The sequence below is a fragment of the Brevibacillus thermoruber 423 genome (assembly GCF_000454065.1).
In the GTDB taxonomy this organism is placed as follows: Bacteria; Bacillota; Bacilli; order Brevibacillales; family Brevibacillaceae; genus Brevibacillus; species Brevibacillus thermoruber.
Genome location: NZ_KE695651.1, coordinates 271,367 through 291,217, shown reverse-complemented (window position 1 = coordinate 291,217; position 19,851 = coordinate 271,367). Strand labels below are relative to the sequence as shown.

Sequence of the window (19,851 nt, the reverse complement as noted above, 5' to 3'; positions counted from 1 at the left end):
CTGTGCTGTCCTGACGCTACGCTGCACTCCCGATCGGCGTTTTGGCTTGCGGCGAGCGGACGGGGATGCCGGCCTCCTGCAGCATCCACTCGATGTAGCAGCCGTATCCCGAGGTGGGATCGTTGACAAACACGTGTGTGACCGCCCCGACGATTTTTCCGTTTTGGATGATCGGACTGCCGCTCATCCCCTGGACGATTCCGCCGGTTTTCTCCAGCAGGCGCTTGTCCGTTATTTTGATGATCATGCCCTTCGTGGCGGGGAAATGCTGCTTGACGACATTGACGATCTCAATGGCGAACTCCTCCACTTTCTGGCCGTCCACCACCGTGAGAATTTTGGCCGGCCCCTCCTGCACCTGCTCCGCAAGGGCGATCGGCATCGGCTCGTTGTACAAACTGCGCTTCGGCTGCTCTTTCATCTTGCCAAAGATGCCGAACGGCGTGTTTTTGGTGATCGTCCCCAGGACTTCGCTTTCGTTGTAAAAGCGGGCGAACTTCTCCCCCGGGTTGCCGCTCTGTCCTTTTTCAATGGAGGTTACGCTGGCCGCCACGATCTGGCCGTCGCCCACGGCGATTGCCTGTCCGGTATCCACGTCGGATATCACGTGACCCAACGCGCCGTACGCCTTGGAGTTGGGGTCGTAGAACGTCAGCGTACCGACACCGGCCGCGGAGTCGCGAATGTAGAGACCCATGCGGTACTCGTTGTCTTTTCTGTCTTTTGCCGGGTACAGGGTCACGTTGAGCTTTTCCTTGCCGCGTACGACCAGCAGTTGTACGGGGGTGTTGCGTGCCCCTGCTTCACTGACCAGTTTCTTGACGTCATTCATGTCGTTGATGTACAGGTCGTTTATCTTGACGATCATGTCCCCGACGTGAATACCCGCTTGTTCCCCGGGCGATACCTTTTCCTTGCCTGTGTCCACGAGATGGTGTCCGACGACGAGCACGCCCGCCGTCTGCAGCTTGACGCCGATCGATTGTCCCCCGGGGATGACCCGCAAATCGGGCAGCACGTTTACTTTGACGGCGGTCAGTGGAACGCTGCGCCACTTGACCTGGAGCTGTGCCTCACCCGCGCGGCGCGGCTCGACGGACAGCGGTTTGCTCAGGTCGACGGCGACTTCCCGCGTCTCTGCTCCGTTTACGTGCAAAATGTCGGGGTTGCTGTTGATCAACGTCCCCATGACGGGCACGGAGACGCGAAGCTGTTGCAGTGAACCTTCCATCAAGCGCAATTCATGGGGGAAAGAAGACAGGTCGCGGAACGGGGTGGAACTCACGACGAGCGCCGTGATGAGGAGAAGGAGACTTCCCATCCATTTTCTTCTGTTGTGACGGATCACCAGCAATCACTCCTACCGTTCCCTACCTACACCTACCTGATACACCTCCACCTTGTGTAGTTATAATGTTGCCTGGGCCCTTGCGGATTATGTCAGGAAAATCACCCACGCGCATGCTTTCCTGACGCCATCCGCACCAGTACAAAAAAAGCTGTCAATCTCCGTTGACAGCTTTTCGTTGTTGCCCGAGCAGAATCATCTCGCGGGCGTGTTCTTCGGTTTTGGCCGTGACTTCGGCGCCGCCCAGCATCCGGGCCAGCTCCTTGACGCGCTCTTCGTCGGAGAGGCGCTGGACGACCGTCATCGTCTCGTGCTCGCTCATTTCCTTGCGGATCAGAAAATGCGCGTCGGCCAGCGATGCCACCTGCGGCAGATGGGTGATGCAGAGGACCTGCCGCTTCTGTGCCACGCGGGCCAGTTTCTCCGCGATCGCCTGGGCGGCCCTGCCGCTCACGCCGGTGTCCACTTCGTCGAAGATCAGCGTCTGGACCTGATCCGTACCGGCCAGGATCGTCTTGATCGCCAGCATGACCCGGGACAGTTCGCCGCCGGACGCGATCTTGGCCAGCGGCCGGAGCGGCTCGCCCGGGTTGGGGGAGATGAGAAACTCCACCTGATCGATTCCGTTTGCATCGACGCGCCATTTGGCCCCTTCCAGCTCAATCCCGTCCTCATCCGGCACCCGGCGGACGTCGATGGCGAAACGGGCCCGTTCCATGTGCAGATCTTTCAACTGCTGCTCGATCTCCCGAGCCAGCCGCTCGGCGCATTCGCGGCGGATCACGGACAGTTCCAGCGCTTCCACGGCCAGATCGGCCGCCAGCTCGGTCAGCCGGTGCTCCAACTGCTGCAGGCGATCCTCGTAGTGCTGCATCTCGTCCAGCTCGTCCTGGATTGCGGCGGCGTACTCCAGAATGTCGTCCACGTTTTTGCCGTACTTGCGCTTCAGGTTCTGGATCTGGTCAAGCCGCCGCTCCACTTCCGCCAACTGCTCCGGTTCGAAGTCAAGCTGGTCGCTGAGCTGACGAAGCTGCTGCGCCACGTCTTCCATCTGGTAGTATGCGCTCTGGACCGCTTCCACAATCGGCGCGAGCTGCTCCTCGTACGGCGCGATCCGCTCCAGCTCGCTCATCGCGTGGCCGAGCCAGTCCAATCCGCGCTGATCCCCGTACAGGGCGCGATAGGCATCCTGAATGCCGGCGTACACCTTTTCGATGTTCATCCATTTTTTCCGCTGCTGGAGCAGTTTCTCGTCTTCACCCGGCGTCAGGGCGGCCGCTTCGATCTCGTTCAACTGGTATTGAAGCAAATCGATCCGCTGCACCAGCTCACGCTCGTTGCGGGCCATCCGCTCCAGGTCCTGTCTGGTCTTGCTGTAGGCGGCATAGAGCTGGCCGTACTCCCGCTTGGCCGCGCCCAGCTCCGCCTCGCCGTACGCGTCCAGCCAGTTGATGTGCTTATCCGCCTGCATCAGCATGTGGGTGTCGTGCTGGCCGTGCACGGTTACCAGCCACGGCCCCAGCTCCCGCAGCATCGCCAGGGTGACCAACTGGCCGTTGATACGGATGATGCTCTTGCCCTGGCTGGAGATGTCGCGGCGCACGACCAGCGTGCCGTCCTGCTCCACGGCGACGCCGAAGCTCTCGCACAGCGCCAGCGCCGGGTGGCCGGCGGGCAGTTCAAACAGCCCTTCCACTTCGGCCCGCGTCTCCCCGTATCGGACAAAGTCGGCGGAAGCTCGTCCGCCCAGGAGCAGGCCGAGCGCGTCGATGATGATCGACTTCCCGGCTCCGGTCTCCCCCGTGAGGATGTTCAGTCCCCGTTGAAAGGAAATCGTGACCGATTTGATGATGGCAAAATTGCGAATGGACAGTTCCAACAGCATCGTGTGCAACCACCTTTACAGCATGTCCAGGAAGCGCTGGGTGACTTCCCGGGAGTTCTCCTTCGAGCGGCAGATGATGAGAATGGTGTTGTCGCCGCTGATGGTGCCCATGATTTCCTCCCAGGACAGGTTGTCGATCAGCTCGGCTACGGCATTGGCGTGGCCTGACAATGTTTTCAGCACAATGAAGTGGTCGGCGTAGTCGATGCTCACGTAGGAGTCCACCAGCATCCGCTTCAGCTTTTGGATCGGGTTGAACTTCTGCTCGACGGGCATCGAATATTTGTACCGTCCGTCCGGGAGCGGCACCTTCACCAGATGCAACTCTTTGATGTCCCGCGAAACGGTCGCCTGGGTCACGTTAAACCCGGCTTCCCGCAGACGGTCCACCAGTTCGTCCTGGGTCTCCACCTCGTAATTGCTGATGATTTCCCGAATGCGAATGTGTCGTTGTCCTTTGTTCATTGCCATTACTCCCACTCACCTTGTAGTTTCGTGCGAATCGCTTCAAAAAAGCCGCCTGTTTTCCACTTGATCAGCGGCGTGACATGCGGGGACTTCTTGACGAAAATCTGGTCGCCGCCTTCCAGCCGGTAGCCGAACTGTCCGTCGATGGACAGCCCCATCTCCTGGTGGATCGCATCCACCTCGATCCGGATGACCTGATTGGCCGACAGCACCATCGGACGGGCGGTCAGCGAGTGCGGGGCCACCGGTGTCAGGAGCAGCATGTCCACATTGGGCGCGACAATCGGCCCTCCCGCCGACAGGGAGTAGGCGGTCGAGCCTGTCGGGCTGGAGACGATCACGCCGTCGCCGCTGAACGTCGCCACGTAGTCGTCATCCACGTAGACGGCGCATTGGATAATCCGGCAGAACGAGCCTTTGGCGATGCCGATGTCGTTCATCGCGGTGTAGCTGGCCAGCGCCGCCCCGTTTCGCACCAGCGTCGCCTCCAGCATGGTCCGCTCCTCGATGTCGTACTTGCCGGAGAGCAGGTTGTCCACGGCTTCCGGCAAATCGTCCGGGTCGGCTTCCGACAAAAAGCCGAGCGTCCCCAAATTGATGCCGAGAATCGGCAGGGAACGGCCGGCCAACTGGCGGGCAATCCCGAGCAGCGTACCGTCGCCGCCCAAGACGCACAGCAGCTTCGCTTCCCGGCCGATCTTTTCCAGCGCGGCCGCCAGCTCGGGACGGCCCACATCGGAGGCAATATGTTCATCAAGCAGGACGCGGGCCCCTCTGGCTTCCAGCAGGTACATCAGCTCCCTGGCCACGATGCGGGCTTCCGGCTTCCCTTTGTTTGCTACGATACCAATCGTTTTCATATGGCCCACCCCAAACGTCGTTGGTTGGAAATCCTTATACAAGTATACAACTTTTCATGCATATAAAAAAAGCCTCGATTCAACCGCGATCGAGGCTTTTTGTCCCACACCTTACTTCAATTCGCGATGGGCCGCGAACACCACTTCCGCCGCGCGCCGAAGCCAGGCATCCGGAGTCAGGCCGCCCTCGCTTTTTCGCGCGTGCAGGAGAAATTCGATGTTCCCCTCGCCTCCGGTGATGGGAGAATAATCCAGCCCGTGCAGCGAGAACCCGATGCTGACGGCAAACTGGCCGATGTCGACCAGCACCGCTTCATGGATGTCCGGGTCGCGGACGATGCCGTTTTTGCCGACGTTCTCCTTGCCCGCTTCAAACTGCGGCTTGACGAGGGCAACCACATCCCCGTCCGGCTCCAGGAAGCGGTACAGGACGGGGAGGATCAGTTTCAGCGAGATGAAGGAAACGTCGATCGAGGCGGCGTCCGGCCGCTCGTGTTCGAACGCGTCCGGATCCATGTGGCGGAAATTGGTTCGCTCCATCACCACGACCCGCTCGTCCTGGCGGAGGCTCCAGGCGAGCTGTCCGTATCCGACGTCAATCGCGTACACGCGGCGCGCGCCGTGCTGCAGCGCACAGTCGGTAAAGCCGCCGGTCGACGCGCCGATGTCCATCATCACCCGGCCGTTCAGATCAATCCCGAACACCCGCAGCGCTTTTTCCAGCTTCAGCCCGCCGCGGCTGACGTAGGGATGCACCTCTCCCTTGACGGCGATGGGCGTGTCTTCGGGAATCTTGGTCCCCGGCTTGTCGCAGCGCTCGCCGCCCACCAGCACCAGTCCGGCCATCACGGCAGCCTTGGCCTTTTCCCTGGTTTCAAACAATCCCCGCTCAACGAGGAGCACGTCTACCCGTTCTTTTTTCATGCTTCCACGACGCCCCTCGTCATCGGCAGCAGGGCGCGCACGCGGGCGGCGATGGCGTCTGCCGTCAGCCCCACTTCCTCACGCTGTTCCTTCACGCTGCCGTGTTCCACAAAGTAGTCGGGCACCGCCACCACGTCCACGCGCACACCATGGAACCCGGCCTTTGCCAGACATTCCAGAACGGCGCTGCCAAAACCGCCCATCGCCGCCCCTTCTTCCACGGTGACGATGTCGTAGCCTTCCCGGGCCAGACGGAACAGCAGTTCCTCATCGAGCGGCTTGCAGAAGCGGGCGTTGACCAGCATCGGCTGGATGCCTTCGCGGTTGAGCTGCTCCACCGCTGCCTCCGCCAGTTCGAAGACGTGGCCGAACGACAGGATGGCGACGTTCTTCCCTTCGCGGACCACTTCCGCTTTCCCGATCGGCAGCACCTGCAGCTCCTCGTCCATTTTTACGCCGCGAATGGCAAGACGGGGGTAGCGGAACGAGATGGGGCCGTCTTCGTAGGCCACCGCCGTGTTCATCATGTGGCGCAGCTCGTTCTCGTCCTTCGGCGCCATGACCACCATGTTGGGGATCGTCCGCATGAACGCGATGTCGTACATGCCCTGGTGCGTCTCCCCGTCCGCCCCGACCAGGCCGGCCCGGTCGACGGCGAAGATGACGTTCAGCTTCTGGCGCGCCACGTCGTGAATCAACTGGTCATACGCCCGCTGCAAAAAGGTGGAGTAGACCGCAAACACCGGCTTCAGCCCCTGCGTCGCCAAGCCGGCGGCAAAGGTGCAGGCGTGCTGTTCGGCGATGCCCACGTCAAACAGGCGGTCCGGGAACCTCTCGCCAAACTTGAGCAGCCCGGAACCAGCCGGCATGGCCGGCGTCACGGCGACAATCCGTTCATCCGCTTCGGCGAGGCGGATCATCGTGTCGGCAAAAACGGACGTGTACGTCGGAGCCGACTTCGGCGTGTCGCCCGACTCGATCTTGTACGTTCCGATGCCGTGCCACTTGACGGAGTCGGCCTCGGCGGGGGCGTAGCCCTTTCCTTTTTTGGTGATGGCGTGAATCAGTACCGGCCCTTTGGTCTGCTTGGCTGTCTTCAGCGAGTCGAGCAGCAGTTCCAGGTTGTGGCCGTCGATGGGGCCGATGTAGGTGAAGCCCAGCTCTTCGAATAGAACGCCGGAGACCAGCAAATACTTCAAGCTGTCCTTGAAGCGCTCCGCCAGATGGGCCAGCCTGCCACCCACGGCGGGAATCGATTTCAGCAGGTGCTCCAGCTCTTTTTTGGCGTTCCGGTAGTTTTCGGCGGAACGCAGCTTGCCCAGGTAGTTGTGCAGCGCGCCGACGTTGGGGGCGATCGACATCTCGTTGTCGTTCAAGACCACGATCACGTTTTTCCGCTCGTGACCGATGTGGTTCAGCGCTTCAAACGCCATCCCCCCGGTCAGGGCGCCGTCCCCGATGATCGCCACGACATGGTGCTTTTCCTTTTTCAGATCACGCGCCGTGGCCATGCCCATGGCGGCGGACAGGGACGTACTGCTGTGTCCCGTCTCCCAGACGTCATGCGGGCTTTCGCTCATCTTGGGAAAGCCGCACAATCCCTTGTACTGGCGCAGCGTCGGAAACAGTTCGCGGCGGCCGGTGAGGATTTTATGTACATAGGCTTGATGGCCTACGTCCCAGATCAATTTGTCTTCCGGACTGTTGAACACGTAGTGCAGTGCGAGCGTCAGCTCCACCACGCCCAGATTGGGAGCGAGGTGGCCGCCCGTTTTGGACAAGGTTTCCACGAGAAACTGGCGAATTTCGCCGGCCAGCGTATAAAGCTGGGGCAGCGAACACGTTTTCAAATCCTGAGGATTGTTGACGGTCGTCAGCAGCATTTTGATTCCTCACTTTCCAGTCGTTCTCCGTCAATTGGCATGCTGCAATCCAAATCAACACGCAAACATCCGCTTCGTTCAGCTTGATTCATTATAACGGTTTCTCGGCGAAAACACCACTTTCATCTGCCAGAGGCACCATTCCGCCCACCTTTTGGCACCAACACACGGACTGCCATCTCCGGGGAAGATGAACAAAAAAACCGGCTTCCCCCTGCGGAAAGCCAGCTTTTGTCGATTGGAGGTGGTTCAAAAGGACCAGGGCGTGGATGCCCGACCCGTCTACTTCGTCCGGTTCATCACATAATCGGCCAGAGGAGTCAAGGCCGAGTGTTCCAACCCCGCGTCGGCAAGCGCGGCTTTTGCCTCCTCGATCAGCCGGACGAGCCGCTCTTTGGACGCCTCCAGGCCGAGCAGCGCGGGATAGGTGGCCTTCTGCCGGTCGGCGTCGCTGCCCACCGCCTTGCCCAGTTGGGCTTCATCCCCCTCCACGTTGAGGATGTCATCCTGGATTTGAAACGCCAGTCCGATACAGAGCCCGTAGCGGGTCAGCGCGTCCATCTGGGCCGGCGTGGCCTCGGCCAGCCACCCGCCGCCGCGCAGCGCGGCGATCAGCAGGTCCCCGGTCTTGTGCCGGTGGATGTACTCCAATTCCTCCAGGTTGAGGCGTTTGCCTTCCCCTTCGATGTCAGCCATCTGCCCGCCGACCATCCCGGCGGAACCGGCCCGCTTGCCCAGTTCGGCGATCAGCCGGACCGTCGTCTCCGGCTTGACCTCGGGATCTTCCATGTAGGCCTCGGCGATGTAGCCAAACGCCCGCGTCAGCAGCGCATCCCCGGCCAGAATCGCGGTCGCTTCCCCGAACACCTTGTGATTGGTCGGTTTGCCGCGGCGCAGGTCGTCGTCGTCCATCGCCGGCAGGTCGTCGTGAATCAGCGAGTAGGTATGGATCATTTCCAGCGCGACGGCGTAGGGAATCCCCCGCTTCAGCGGCTTGTCCAGCGCTTCCAGCACCGCCAGCACCAGCATCGGACGCAGCCGTTTGCCGCCCGCCATCAAGGAATATTTCATCGATTCGTACAGCGTATGAGGCACGCCGTCCCGTTCCAGACCGGGAAGCAGGTGTTCTTCGATCAACGCCGTCTTTTCTGTCAGGTAGGAGGCGAAAGAGTCGGTCATTGCGCTTCGCCCTCCACGTGGAACGGCTTCTGCTTCCATTGACCGTCTTCCTCCACCAACTGGGTGATTTTCGCTTCGATCGCATCCAGCTTCTGACTGCAGATGCGGGAAAGCGTCACGCCCTCCTGATAGAGGCCGATCGCCTCCTCCAGCGCGATGTCCCCCTCTTCCAGACGACGGACGACTTCCTCCAGCCGCTTCATCGCCTCTTCAAACTGCATGTCAGTCTCTTGATCCGTCTTCTTCCGCGCCATTACGCTTCTCCTCCCGGTAAATCTGTTCCACGCGTGCCTGAGCACTGCCATCACTTAATCGTACCACGAGCGCGTCTCCGGGGGCAAACTGGTCAACTGACTTGATCAACCGCCCGTCGGCGTATACCAGGGAAAAGCCGCGCTGCATCACTTTCAACGGGCTGAGCGCATCCAGTTGGCCGATCCGGGCGGCAAACGCCATCCGCACCTCCGTCACCCGCTGCCGGACCAGCTCGTCCAGGCGAGCCCGATGCGCGGCGACAGCCCGCCTGCGCTCCGCAACGGCTTCCGTTGGCCGGTACCGTTTCAACTGGGCAGCCACCAGTTCAAACCGCTCCTTGCGGCGGGTCAACAGTTGCTTCATCGCCTGCCGCATGCGAATCTGCACGTCGTCCAGGCGCTGCTGCGCTTCTTCCACCCGCCGCTTGGGCCGGCGCATGGCGTACGATTGCGTGAGGGTTTCCAGCCGTTTTCGCTCGGAGGCCAGCCGCCCGCGCAGCGCCCTGTGCATGCGGGCGTCGAGCTGCTTGACCCGTTCCACCCACTCCAGGTAATGCGGCACGGCCAGCTCGGCGGCCGCGGTCGGGGTTGCCGCCCGCACGTCCGCGACAAAATCGGCAATGGTCACGTCGGTCTCGTGCCCCACCGCGGAGATGACCGGAATCCGGGATGCGGCGATGGCCCGCGCCACCTGCTCGTCGTTGAAGGCCCACAGCTCTTCGATCGAGCCGCCGCCCCTGCCTACGATCAGCACGTCGATGTCGGGCTGCTGGTTGATGATGTGGATCGCCGCCACGATCGACGCCGGAGCCTCCGCCCCCTGGACGATCGCCGGAGACAGGACGATCTCCGCCTGCGGGTAGCGCCGTCTAATCGTGGTGCAGATGTCGCGAATGGCCGCGCCCGTCGGCGACGTGACCACGCCGACGCGCTTGGGAAAGGGCGGCAGCGGCCGCTTTCGTTCCGGGGCAAACAGGCCTTCGGCGGCCAGCTTCGCCTTCAACTGTTCAAACGCCAAATAGAGGGAGCCCAGCCCGTCCGGCTGCATCTCCCGGGCGTACAGTTGATAGGTGCCGTCCCGCTCATAGGCAGAGATGGAACCGCGGACAATCACCTTGGTTCCATCCTTGGGCAAAAAGCGCAAAAAGCGGTTGTAGCTGGCGAACATGACCACTTTGATGCGGGACTGGCTGTCTTTCAGCGTCAAATACATGTGGCCGCTGGTGTGGTGGGTAAAATTGGACACTTCCCCCCGCACCCAGACGTCCTGCAGGCGCTGTTCCCGCTCCAGCACCTGCTTGATGCAGCGGTTCAAGTCGCTGACCGTGAATACGTGTCGCGTGTCCATGCGCTCCCTCCCTTACCGGGCGGTTTGTTTTCTGGCAGCGGCGACGGTGTTCTTCAGCAGCATGGTGATCGTCATCGGGCCGACACCGCCGGGAACGGGCGTGAGAAAGCCGGCCACCTCCCGCACCTCGTCAAACTTGACATCCCCGACCAGCTTGCCGGTCTCGATCCGGTTGACGCCGACGTCAATCACGACCGCCCCCGGCTTGACGTGTTCCCTGCCGATCAGATGAGGCTTGCCCGCCGCCACGACGAGAATGTCCGCCTGCCGGGTGTGAGCGGCCAGGTCCACGGTGCGGGAGTGGCACATCGTCACCGTGGCGTTTTCCTGCTGCAGCAGGAAGGAGACCGGCTTGCCCACGATGTTGCTGCGGCCGATCACGACGGCGTGCCTGCCTGCGAGGGGCGTTCCCGTCCGTTTGATCAATTCCACGATACCGTGCGGCGTGCAGGGAAGCAGCGTGTCGTATCCGATCATCATGTTGCCGACGTTGAGCGGATGGAAGCCGTCCACATCCTTTTCCGGCGCAATGGCTTCGATCACCGCTTTCTCGGAGATGTGCGGCGGCAGCGGAAGCTGCACCAAAATGCCGTGAACGTTCGGATTCCCATTCAACTGATGAATCATGTCCAGAAGCTCCGCTTCGCTGATCGAAGCGTCTTTCCGAATGACCTCCGAGCGGATGCCCACCTCCTGACACCCCCGCTCCTTGCCTCGAACGTAGGAATGGGAGGCAGGGTCATCCCCCACCAAAATCACCGTCAAGCCCGGCACTACGCCCTGTTTTTTCAGTTCTTCCACTTCGTTCGCCAATTCGGCGCGAATGTCCTGTGCGATGTCCTTCCCGTACAAAATGGTCGCTGCCATGGAGAAGTAACCTCCTTTATCAAGATCGCTACCCTTAGTGTAGCGACTCAAGGAGTTCGTGTAAAGGCGAATTTTAAAAAGTTAATTTCTACTTAATGTTCGCCTTTAGCTTCATCCACCCCAGCATTGCCACGCCGTATGCATTGTCCCCCGAGTACTCCGGGTCGCAAAAATAGAGGCTGGCCTTCACGGCCGGGTGCTCCAGCCGTTTGATCAGACGCTCCCGGATGTACCGGTTGGCGGCGACGCCCCCGACGATCAGAATCTCCCGGGGCAGCCCCGCTTCCACGGCATGGCGCAGCGCCTTTTCCAGCGTGTTGGCGATGCACTGTTCCGTCGCCCTGGCGATGTCCGCCGGAGCGGCCGCCCCGCTTTCCACCGCCCGCAGCAGCGACGCCTCCGGTCCGGAGAAGCTGAACGACATGCCGTCGACCGCGGACGCCACGCGGAAATCTCCCGCCGCTTCGCGTGCCAGCTTCTCCAGGGAGGGACCCGCCGGAAACGGCAGTCCCAACGCCACCCCGATCCGGTCCACCAACTGTCCGGCGTGGAGGTCGATCGTCCCGCCCACCTTCTCGATGCGGTAGCCGGCCGCCTCCCGTTCGCACTTCAACAGCTCGCTCGTCCCGCCGGACAGGTGAACGGCGAGAAAGCGGTCGCCCTGGGGCCGTTTTTCCGCGGTGAACTCGCCTGCCGCAATGTGCCCTTCCTGGTGCGTCGTCAGGAGGCAGGGAACCCGCAGGTAGGCGGCCAGAGACTTGGCCAGTCCTTCGCCCACCTTGAACACGGGCATGTACGAACGGTCCACGGGACGCGGCTTTTCGCTGGCACAGACCGCGACGATCTCGTAGTCGTTCCACTTCAACTGCTCGCTCAGCTCCGGCAGGTTCATCACATGCTGAAAGACGGCTTCCGATTGCTGCAGGCCGCGCTTTCCTTCCTTCACCTTGAGAAGGCGCTTCGCTTCTGCCGCAATCCGGCCGTCTTCCTCTGCCAAGCACAGCGATGTCCGGTAGTTGCTCGTATCAATTCCCAACAATACCTTCGTCATGCTGTCTCACCTGCTTGTTTACGCCTGGGCGGTCTGGCGCGACTGCAAAAAGCTGGACAACACGCCGTTGATGTAACGGTGCGACTGCTCGTCACTGAACAATTTGGCGATCTCGATCGCTTCGTTCATCACGACCTTGTCCGGAACGTCCGGTTCATACATGATTTCGAAAAAGGCCAGGCGGAGAATGGCCCGGTCCACGTTGGCGATGCGCTCCAACTGCCATCCGCGCAGGAACTTGCGGATTTCCGCATCCACCTCCTGCTGGTGCTGCAAGGTGCCTTCCACCAGGTAACGCAGGTACGACGGATCTTCCTCGCTGTCTTCCATGACGAGGTTCAGTGCGTCTTCCACCTGCACGTCTGCCATGTCGATCTGGAACAGGCATTGGACTGCTTTTTCTCGTGCTGTTCTACGTTTCATCGCGTTCACCTTCTACTCAGAATCCGTTCGAAACCGATGGTCCGCTGACCATCAACGAAACTTGCCGGGCAGGATGCGATCCAGGATTTCCCGCAAATCTTCCTTCTGGTCCAGCTTGCGGCCGATGTAATACCCTGTTCCGACAAACACGACAAACACCAGTGTATCCCAAAAACCGACAAAAAGGTAGATGATGCCGAAAAAAAGACCGGCCGCCACACCCAGTAGTTTCCCCTTGTGCTCCCACAACAACTCCCATAACATGCCGTTCACCCTCTATTCCACCCGTCTGCGGGCCGCGTAGATCTCAGACTGAGCCACTTCGGTGACGACGACGGCCACTTCGGAAATCATGACGCCGGCGATGCCTTCCACCTGCTCCTTGACAACGGCCTGCAGCTGCTGGGTCAATTCCGGCAGCGGGGTTTCTCCGTCCACAGAGACGCGCAGCGTGATCATGTTCCCGCTCTCGTGGGCCCTGACCACCGTTTTCAGATCGCGAACGCCTTTCACGCGCCGCGCCGCCCGCTCGGCGATCGTCTGGATCGTCTGCAGGGTGATGTTCACTTCCCCCAGGTCACTGCGCTGCCGGATGCCCCGTTCCCTTTTCGGTTGGCGGGAGCGGAACGAACTGAAAAAGAAACGCAGGCTGACGATCAGAAAGATTATGGCGACGATCAGATACGCCGGATGGCTGCCGGTCAGCATTTGTTCCGCATAGGGACGCAGATAGTCAGCGGGGATCAGGCCGCTGGTCGCCCCGATGGCAACGCAGGACAGGACAATCAGGGCAAAGCTGTACAGCGTCAAGATAAAGCGGTCAAACAAATTCACATGCATCTTCCTTTCGCCTTGTTTGAACAGGAGGGCCATCACGGCAATGATGAGGAAAATGCCCCCTGGCTAGCAGGGGGCATTCGTTCCGCTGCCGTCTAGCGAACCCGCTGGTACTCTTCTACGGCGGCCGGGGCTTTTTCTTCGCTCTTCAGCTCTACATCGACGATATGTACGTTTACTTCCACAACCGACAGCCCTGTCATGCTCTCGATTGCATTGCGCACATTATCTTGAATATTTCGAGCGACATCCGGGATGCGGTGTCCGTATTTCACAATGATCGATACGTCAACTGCCGCTTCGCGGGATCCCACTTCGACGCGAACGCCGCGAGCAATATTTTTACGGCCGAGCCGTTCGGCAATCTCGCCTACGAAACCGCCGCTCATATGGGCCACGCCCTCCACTTCCGAGGCGGCCATGCCGGCGATGACTTCCAAGACTTCGGGAGCGATCTGGACTTTGCCAAGCTCTGTTCTCTCTAGATCCGGAGTAAACTCTTCCATGCTTCGCACCTCCCTGCGGTTTTGTACTCCATTATAGCAAGCACCCACCCATTTTACAAATCAAGCCAAGATCAGGCTTCATCCAGGTGAAGGTCATAGGTGTCCAGGAATTTGGTGTCAAACTCACCGCTGATGAACACCTCGTGATCCATCACCTTCAAGTGGAACGGGATGGTGGTGGTGATGCCTTCGACGACGAATTCTCCCAGCGCCCGCTTCATCCGCTCGATCGCCTCCTGTCTGTCCTTGCCCCAGACGATCAGCTTGGCGATCATCGAATCGTAATACGGCGGGATGGTGTAACCGGCGTAGGCGGCGCTGTCGACGCGCACGCCGAAACCGCCCGGCGCCAGGTAGTTGGTGATGCGTCCCGGCGACGGCATGAAGTTTCTGGCCGGATTCTCCGCATTGATCCGGCACTCGATCGCCCAGCCGTTCAGCTTGACGTCGTCCTGGGAGAACGACAGCGGTTGGCCGGCTGCAACCAGGATCTGCTCCTTGATCAGGTCGATGCCGGTCACCAGTTCCGTCACCGGATGCTCCACCTGGATGCGGGTGTTCATTTCCATAAAGTAAAACTGTCCGTATTTATCCAGCAAAAACTCGACCGTGCCGGCACCGTGGTAGTTGACCGCCTTGGCGGCAGCGACGGCGGCTTCCCCCATCCGCTTGCGCAGTTCCTCGCTGAGGGCGGGGGACGGCGCTTCTTCGATCAGCTTCTGATGGCGCCGCTGAATGGAACAGTCGCGCTCGCCCAGGTAGACGACGTTGCCGTACTTGTCGGCCATGATCTGAATTTCCACGTGGCGCGGTCCTTCCACGAACTTCTCCAGGTAGACGCCCGGATTGCCGAACGCCGTTTTCGCTTCGCTTTGCGCCTGGCGGATCGCTTTTTCCAGGTCCTCGTCGTTGACGGCGACGCGCATCCCGCGGCCGCCTCCGCCCGCCGTCGCCTTGACCATCACCGGATAGCCGATGTCGTTCGCGGTACGGATGGCGTCGGCGATATCCTCGATCAGGCCGTCCGTTCCGGGAACGGTGGGCACGCCCGCCGCTTTCATCGTTTCCTTGGCGGTGGACTTGTCCCCCATCTTTACGATTGCTTCCGGTTCCGGGCCGATAAAGGTGATGTTGCAGGCGGTGCAGATTTCGGCGAAGTCGGAGTTTTCGGCCAGGAAGCCGTACCCCGGATGAATCGCGTCGACGCCCACCTTGGTCGCCACGCTCATGATGTTGGCAATGTTGAGGTAACTGTCTTTGGACGCCGTCGGTCCGATGCAGTACGCTTCATCGGCCATCTTGACGTGAAGCGCGTCACGGTCCGCTTCGGAGTAGACGGCAACCGTCCGAATGCCCAACTCGCGGCAGGCGCGGATGACCCGCACGGCAATCTCGCCGCGGTTGGCAATCAACACTTTCTGGAACATTCCGCTCTCCTCCACTTTATTCAGGCTTCACCAGGAACAGCGGTTGACCGAATTCCACCAACTGTCCGTCTTCGACCAGCACCTTCACGATTTCCCCGGTCACTTCCGCCGTGATTTCGTTGAACAGCTTCATCGCCTCTACGATACAGACCACCTTGTCCGGCGTGACCTTGTCGCCCGGCTGCACGTACGGCGGTTTGCCCGGCTCGGACGCGCGGTAGAAGGTGCCGACCATCGGCGACACGATCTTGTGCAGGTTGGCCTCTTCCTGTGCCGGTGCCGCCGGTTTGGCTGCTTCCACAGGCGCGGGCGCTGCCGGCGCTTCCACTGCCGCCACCGGAGCCGCCGGTACAGCGGCGGGAGCCTGCACGACCGGCTGCGGAATCACGACCGTCTCGGCCGCTACAGATTTTTTCAGGGTCACTTTGGTCCCGTTCATTTCCAGTTCGAATTCGTTAATGGAAGATTGATCAATCAACTTGATGATTTCGCGGATTTCATGAATTTTCAACACGCGTACGCACTCCTTTGTTTCGATGGATGTCCAGGGAGCTTTACAAGAGTATGTAGGATCAGGTCATAAACCCATGGTAGCCTGTCACCATCCCCAACGTCAAGAAAGGATTTCCCCTCCGCTCCCGCCGGAGAAGAGGGAAAATCCTTACCAGCATACCCGTTTTGGACGCACTTTAGTATGGAAGAAAACAGGATGGGACCGTGAATCGGGCGGACAGCCCGCACGCTTACGACGCCTGGAACCTGACCGTCACGTTGCTGGCGGAGACGTTCAGGTGCTGCTTCACCTGGGCGATGATGTCCACGGCTTCATCGGCGTTCAGTTTGTCTTTTTGGACGATCACCGTCACCTTGCCGTCCTGAACGAAGACGACCGCGTCTTTGTAGCCGCTCGCCTTCAGCATCTCTTCCAGCCCCATCGTGGCTGTTTCGATCTTGGACAGCTCGTCGTACTTCGCTTTCGCTTCGGCAACCGCCTGCGGCGTGGCATCGGCGCTGCTCATGATCGCCAGTTGTTCGTCTTTTTGCTGCTGGGTCTGCGCTTCCCGTTTCATCTTGTAGCCTTGGAAGATCTCGGCCGCCGTCTCGCCCACCGTCATCTGCGCGCTGCCTTCATCCTTCTTCCCGGCAGCCTGCGGCGCGGCATCCGGCGAAGCGGCCGGCGTTTGGGACGAATCGGCCGACGCGTCGGGTTTCCCTTCCACGGGTGCGGCGTCCGGCGCCGGTTTGTCCGTCTGCTTGCTCTCCACGACCACGCCGGCCAGCGGGTCCTGCTGCTGGGGAGCCTGCTGCTCCTGGCCCAGTGCCGGCACCTGCTCCTGCGGTCCCTTCACCAGGTAGTAGCCGGACAGGACAACCATCACCGCCAGCATCGTCAACAACCATACCGTCTGTTTTCTGAGCATCATCTGCCATTCCTCCTAACCCTTTTTGGGCAATATGGATATCTTGTAAGCGGGGACGTCCAGCACTTTTTGGACGGCCTCGGTGATCCACGCCTTGACCTGAATGTTGTCGGCTCCCTTGGCGACGACCAGCACGCCCCTCACCCGGGGCTTCAGCGTCTTGATCACAACCGGCTGATCCTGCTTCCCGCTGACGACGACCACCTGCTCGTCGCGCGATTGTTCGCTCTGGTTGCGGGTAGCCCGTTCCTTGTCCGTCTCCTGATTGGTGGAAGAACGCGTGTTGCGGTTTTTCTCCACGACCAGCTCCGGGGTGGAATCCAGGTTGACCATGACCTCGACGTCGCCGACGCCAATCACATTGCCGAGGATTTCCCGCAGTTGGGTCTCGTACATGTTTTCATAATCGGCGATGATGTCGGGAGCGGACGATCCTCCAATGGCCGGCACGGTCGCTTCACCGTCCGGCGGACCGGTCGGCTCGCTGCCCTCGATTCCGAAGCTGAGCGGCTGATCCCGCTCCACTTTCAGGAAGTCGGTCAGAATCATCACCGCCACGCCGATGCCCAGGATGACGATGAAGTAATGGATCGGCTTCAGCTTTTTGCCGCCGCCGTCCCCCTCCCACAGCTTTTTCAGCTTGGCAAACACGTCCTTCACCTCGCTTTAGCGATAACTCCTTCAGCGCTGTTCAACCGGCCGGCCGGACAGGACGACCACCTGCTCCTCCGCCAATCCCCACTGCTGGGCGACGTCGCGGGCAATCCGTCCGTACAGGGGATCGTCCCGCTGCCCCGCCGCTGGCACCTCCGCCGGGCCGGAGGTGGACGGCGTCCCGCTCAGGTCGATGTGCACCGGCTGAACCGGCTCAATCGGCCTGATCGCCCCGGAAGACGTCTCCTTCTCCTCTCCCACGACCAGTTCGATGCGGCGCAGGCCCGGCTGTTCGGTGTTTTGATCCAGCGTCACGTTCACGGCGGCCAACTCCAGTCCGTACGCCTCTTTTACGCGGGCGCGGACCGCCCCCTCCACCTGCTTTTGCACGTACGCCTGCACCTGCTTGTCGCGCGCTCCCGCCAGCTTGTCGGCGATGCGCTTCCACTCGACATCGGCGGGACGGTCCATCTCTTCCTGATAGCGGTCAAGCCGGAGTGCCAGCTCTTCCTGCGAGAGATTGAACAGGGAAAAGACGGGCGAAATGATCGTCAGCAAGAGAATCAACCCCATCACCATTTTGACGTACCGCTGCAGGCTGGTATTGGGCAGGACCAGGTCAAGAAAGGCGGCGAGCAGCACGAGCAGGATGATTTTTTTCAGCCACAAGGTCAGCCATGTCATTCGCTTCACCTACCGAACCATCATGGAGATGTTGCCGGCCGCGATGATGATGGTAATGGCGAGGAAAAACATCAGTCCCACCGTTGCCAGCGCGGCAAAGACGAACAGGAGGTTTTTGCCGATCGTCCCGAGCGCGCTGATGATCGGGCTGTTGCCAAGCGGCTGCAGCACCGCCGACGAGAGGTTGTAGATCAAGGCCAGCACCAGAATCTTGAGGGCCGGAAACGCGCACAGGATGACGAGGATCAGCACGCCCGCCAGCCCGACCGCGTTTTTCACCAGGAGAGAAGCGTTCAGCACGGTGTCGGCTGCGTCGGAAAACATCCGTCCCACGATGGGGATAAAGTTGCCGGTGAGGTACTTGGCCGTCCGCAGCGTCACGCCGTCCGCCACCGCCGATGTCGCCCCCTGGATGGAGATGACGGCGAGGAACATCGTCAGAAACGAGCCCAGCGCCCCCATCGCGATATTCCGCAGCAGCGCCGCCAACTGCGTCACCTGGTACCGCTCCGAAAACAGACTGGCGATGGACAGCATGGCGGAGAGAAACAGCAGCGGGAAAATGATGGTGGAGATGAGCAGCCCGCTGGTGTTGATCATGAAGATAATCAGCGGATGAAACATCGTCGCCGACGCCAGGCTGCCCACGGAGGCGAGCAGGGCAAGCACCAGCGGGATCATCGCCAGCATGAAGTCGGACATGTCGGTGATCGCGTCCTTGGCGTACGTGATGGCCACGTGAAAGCTGTTGATGGCCAGCACCATCAGCACCAGATAGGCGATGGAGTAGGCGACGATGGTGACCGTGTTCCGCTCAAACGCGTTTTGCATCGTTTCCAGTATCATCGCGAACACGGTGATGATGATGATCGAACTGAGCAGTTTGCCGTTCATCAGAATCTCGTGAAAGAAGAATTTGGCCATGCCCTTGAGAAACCCGGTGATGCTGAGCTCCCCCTGCTGCATCAGCAGTTGGACGAAGCCAGGGGCTTTCACGTCGGGCAGGTAGCCCTTGTACTCGTGCTGGAGCTGCCGCCAGAACTGCTCCACGCGATCCATCTGCAGGCCGTCCACTTGATCCTTGACCAAATCGTTGACGGTCTGGGCGGCGGGAGCGGGTGAAGCCGATACGGTGACGGCCGGCAGCACCACCAGCAGCCACAGAAGGATGACCGACCAGCCTGCACGCGCCACGCGCATCCCTCCTCTCCCTCACGCCGGCAGCAGGTTAATCACGGTTTCGATGATGATTTGAATGATGGGGACGGCCATGACCAGAATCAGCACTTTGCCCGCCAGCTCGATCTTGGAAGCGATCGCCCCCTGGCCGGCATCCCGCGTCATTTGGGCGCCAAATTCGGCGATGTAGGCAATTCCGATGATTTTGAGGATCGTTTCCAGAAAGACGAGATTCAGATCGGCCTGCACGGCCAATCGCTCGAGAATGCGGATCACTTCGGCGATCTTGCCGATGAGAAAGTAGAAGATGAACACGCCGCTGGCAAGCGCCAGAAGAAAGGCGAACATCGGCTTCTGCTCCTTGATGACCAGCGCGAGAATCGTGGCCACCAGGCCCAGCCCGACGATCTGCACGATTTCCATCCTGCCTTCCCTCCTCAGTTGAACAGGAAGACGCGTTTTACCTCGGTAAACAGGTCGCCAATAAAGTGGGCCACCATGTACAGCACGATGATGAACCCCACCAGCGTCGCCCAGTGCGCGATGTCTTCCTTGCCCGCCTGCTTCAGCACCGTATGCAGAATGGCCGTGATAAACCCAACCGCCCCGATCTGAAAAACAGGTGTCAAATCAAAATCCACTGTGAACACCTC

23 protein-coding genes are annotated in these 19,851 nt (G+C 60.5%); all 23 read right to left on the bottom strand.

The annotated features are described in order from the left end of the window. Positions 1 to 16 precede the first annotated feature (16 nt). Positions 17 to 1,348 (bottom strand): SpoIVB peptidase, encoded by a 1,332-nt coding sequence (gene spoIVB / locus M516_RS0112840; protein ID WP_029099482.1) that lies wholly within the window; start codon positions 1,346 to 1,348, stop codon positions 17 to 19. A 154-nt stretch (positions 1,349 to 1,502) separates the two neighbouring features. Next, positions 1,503 to 3,233 (bottom strand): DNA repair protein RecN, encoded by a 1,731-nt coding sequence (recN, locus tag M516_RS0112835; protein ID WP_029099481.1) that lies wholly within the window; start codon positions 3,231 to 3,233, stop codon positions 1,503 to 1,505. Between the two features lie 15 nt (positions 3,234 to 3,248). Beyond that, the gene (gene ahrC / locus M516_RS0112830) at positions 3,249 to 3,698 is read right to left on the bottom strand and encodes a transcriptional regulator AhrC/ArgR (protein WP_029099480.1); all 450 of its coding nucleotides are present in this window, start codon (positions 3,696 to 3,698) and stop codon (positions 3,249 to 3,251) included. Between the two features lie 5 nt (positions 3,699 to 3,703). Then, positions 3,704 to 4,561: an NAD(+)/NADH kinase gene (locus tag M516_RS0112825; protein WP_029099479.1), complete on the bottom strand. Its 858-nt coding sequence runs from the start codon at positions 4,559 to 4,561 to the stop codon at positions 3,704 to 3,706. Positions 4,562 to 4,672: 111 nt separating this feature from the next. Beyond that, positions 4,673 to 5,485, bottom strand: coding sequence for a TlyA family RNA methyltransferase (locus M516_RS0112820; protein WP_029099478.1), 813 nt, complete (start codon positions 5,483 to 5,485; stop codon positions 4,673 to 4,675). Next, complete coding sequence (gene dxs, locus M516_RS0112815; protein ID WP_029099477.1) at positions 5,482 to 7,368, bottom strand: 1-deoxy-D-xylulose-5-phosphate synthase; 1,887 nt, start codon at positions 7,366 to 7,368, stop codon at positions 5,482 to 5,484. The genes M516_RS0112820 and dxs overlap by 4 nt, the downstream gene beginning before the upstream one ends. Before the next feature lie 282 nt (positions 7,369 to 7,650). Then, the gene (locus tag M516_RS0112810) at positions 7,651 to 8,547 is read right to left on the bottom strand and encodes a polyprenyl synthetase family protein (RefSeq protein ID WP_029099476.1); all 897 of its coding nucleotides are present in this window, start codon (positions 8,545 to 8,547) and stop codon (positions 7,651 to 7,653) included. Next, the gene (locus M516_RS0112805) at positions 8,544 to 8,801 is read right to left on the bottom strand and encodes an exodeoxyribonuclease VII small subunit (protein WP_029099475.1); all 258 of its coding nucleotides are present in this window, start codon (positions 8,799 to 8,801) and stop codon (positions 8,544 to 8,546) included. Before M516_RS0112805 ends, M516_RS0112810 begins: the two co-directional genes overlap by 4 nt. Continuing rightward, complete coding sequence (gene xseA / locus M516_RS0112800; RefSeq protein ID WP_029099474.1) at positions 8,770 to 10,149, bottom strand: exodeoxyribonuclease VII large subunit; 1,380 nt, start codon at positions 10,147 to 10,149, stop codon at positions 8,770 to 8,772. The genes M516_RS0112805 and xseA overlap by 32 nt, the downstream gene beginning before the upstream one ends. A gap of 12 nt (positions 10,150 to 10,161) precedes the next feature. After that, positions 10,162 to 11,016, bottom strand: a complete 855-nt coding sequence (folD, locus tag M516_RS0112795; RefSeq protein ID WP_029099473.1) for a bifunctional methylenetetrahydrofolate dehydrogenase/methenyltetrahydrofolate cyclohydrolase FolD — start codon at positions 11,014 to 11,016, stop codon at positions 10,162 to 10,164. Positions 11,017 to 11,104: 88 nt separating this feature from the next. Beyond that, positions 11,105 to 12,067: a tRNA (adenosine(37)-N6)-threonylcarbamoyltransferase complex transferase subunit TsaD gene (locus tag M516_RS0112790; RefSeq protein WP_029099472.1), complete on the bottom strand. Its 963-nt coding sequence runs from the start codon at positions 12,065 to 12,067 to the stop codon at positions 11,105 to 11,107. An 18-nt stretch (positions 12,068 to 12,085) separates the two neighbouring features. Next, on the bottom strand, positions 12,086 to 12,490 hold the full coding sequence (nusB, locus tag M516_RS0112785) for a transcription antitermination factor NusB (RefSeq protein ID WP_029099471.1): 405 nt from the start codon (positions 12,488 to 12,490) through the stop codon (positions 12,086 to 12,088). Between the two features lie 51 nt (positions 12,491 to 12,541). After that, complete coding sequence (locus M516_RS0112780; RefSeq protein WP_029099470.1) at positions 12,542 to 12,754, bottom strand: DUF2273 domain-containing protein; 213 nt, start codon at positions 12,752 to 12,754, stop codon at positions 12,542 to 12,544. A gap of 12 nt (positions 12,755 to 12,766) precedes the next feature. Further along, on the bottom strand, positions 12,767 to 13,330 hold the full coding sequence (amaP, locus tag M516_RS0112775; RefSeq protein WP_176703206.1) for an alkaline shock response membrane anchor protein AmaP: 564 nt from the start codon (positions 13,328 to 13,330) through the stop codon (positions 12,767 to 12,769). Positions 13,331 to 13,422: 92 nt separating this feature from the next. Continuing rightward, positions 13,423 to 13,833: an Asp23/Gls24 family envelope stress response protein gene (locus tag M516_RS0112770; protein ID WP_029099468.1), complete on the bottom strand. Its 411-nt coding sequence runs from the start codon at positions 13,831 to 13,833 to the stop codon at positions 13,423 to 13,425. A 71-nt stretch (positions 13,834 to 13,904) separates the two neighbouring features. After that, positions 13,905 to 15,260 carry an acetyl-CoA carboxylase biotin carboxylase subunit gene (gene accC / locus M516_RS0112765; RefSeq protein WP_029099467.1) on the bottom strand — a complete coding sequence of 452 codons (1,356 nt, stop codon included), beginning with the start codon at positions 15,258 to 15,260 and terminating at the stop codon, positions 13,905 to 13,907. A gap of 16 nt (positions 15,261 to 15,276) precedes the next feature. Beyond that, positions 15,277 to 15,771, bottom strand: a complete 495-nt coding sequence (accB, locus tag M516_RS0112760) for an acetyl-CoA carboxylase biotin carboxyl carrier protein (RefSeq protein ID WP_029099466.1) — start codon at positions 15,769 to 15,771, stop codon at positions 15,277 to 15,279. A 232-nt stretch (positions 15,772 to 16,003) separates the two neighbouring features. Then, a complete protein-coding gene (locus M516_RS0112755; protein ID WP_029099465.1) occupies positions 16,004 to 16,684 on the bottom strand; it encodes a SpoIIIAH-like family protein in 681 nt (226 codons plus the stop codon). A gap of 12 nt (positions 16,685 to 16,696) precedes the next feature. Continuing rightward, positions 16,697 to 17,332 (bottom strand): stage III sporulation protein AG, encoded by a 636-nt coding sequence (spoIIIAG, locus tag M516_RS0112750; RefSeq protein WP_029099464.1) that lies wholly within the window; start codon positions 17,330 to 17,332, stop codon positions 16,697 to 16,699. A gap of 30 nt (positions 17,333 to 17,362) precedes the next feature. Further along, a complete protein-coding gene (spoIIIAF, locus tag M516_RS0112745) occupies positions 17,363 to 18,019 on the bottom strand; it encodes a stage III sporulation protein AF (protein ID WP_029099463.1) in 657 nt (218 codons plus the stop codon). 9 nt (positions 18,020 to 18,028) lie between these two features. Continuing rightward, complete coding sequence (gene spoIIIAE / locus M516_RS0112740) at positions 18,029 to 19,219, bottom strand: stage III sporulation protein AE (RefSeq protein ID WP_035289701.1); 1,191 nt, start codon at positions 19,217 to 19,219, stop codon at positions 18,029 to 18,031. Positions 19,220 to 19,231: 12 nt separating this feature from the next. Beyond that, entirely contained in the window at positions 19,232 to 19,621 is a 390-nt protein-coding gene (spoIIIAD, locus tag M516_RS0112735) for a stage III sporulation protein AD (protein WP_029099461.1), read from the bottom strand. A 14-nt stretch (positions 19,622 to 19,635) separates the two neighbouring features. Continuing rightward, positions 19,636 to 19,839 (bottom strand): stage III sporulation protein AC, encoded by a 204-nt coding sequence (spoIIIAC, locus tag M516_RS0112730; protein WP_029099460.1) that lies wholly within the window; start codon positions 19,837 to 19,839, stop codon positions 19,636 to 19,638. Between the last annotated feature and the right edge of the window lie 12 nt (positions 19,840 to 19,851).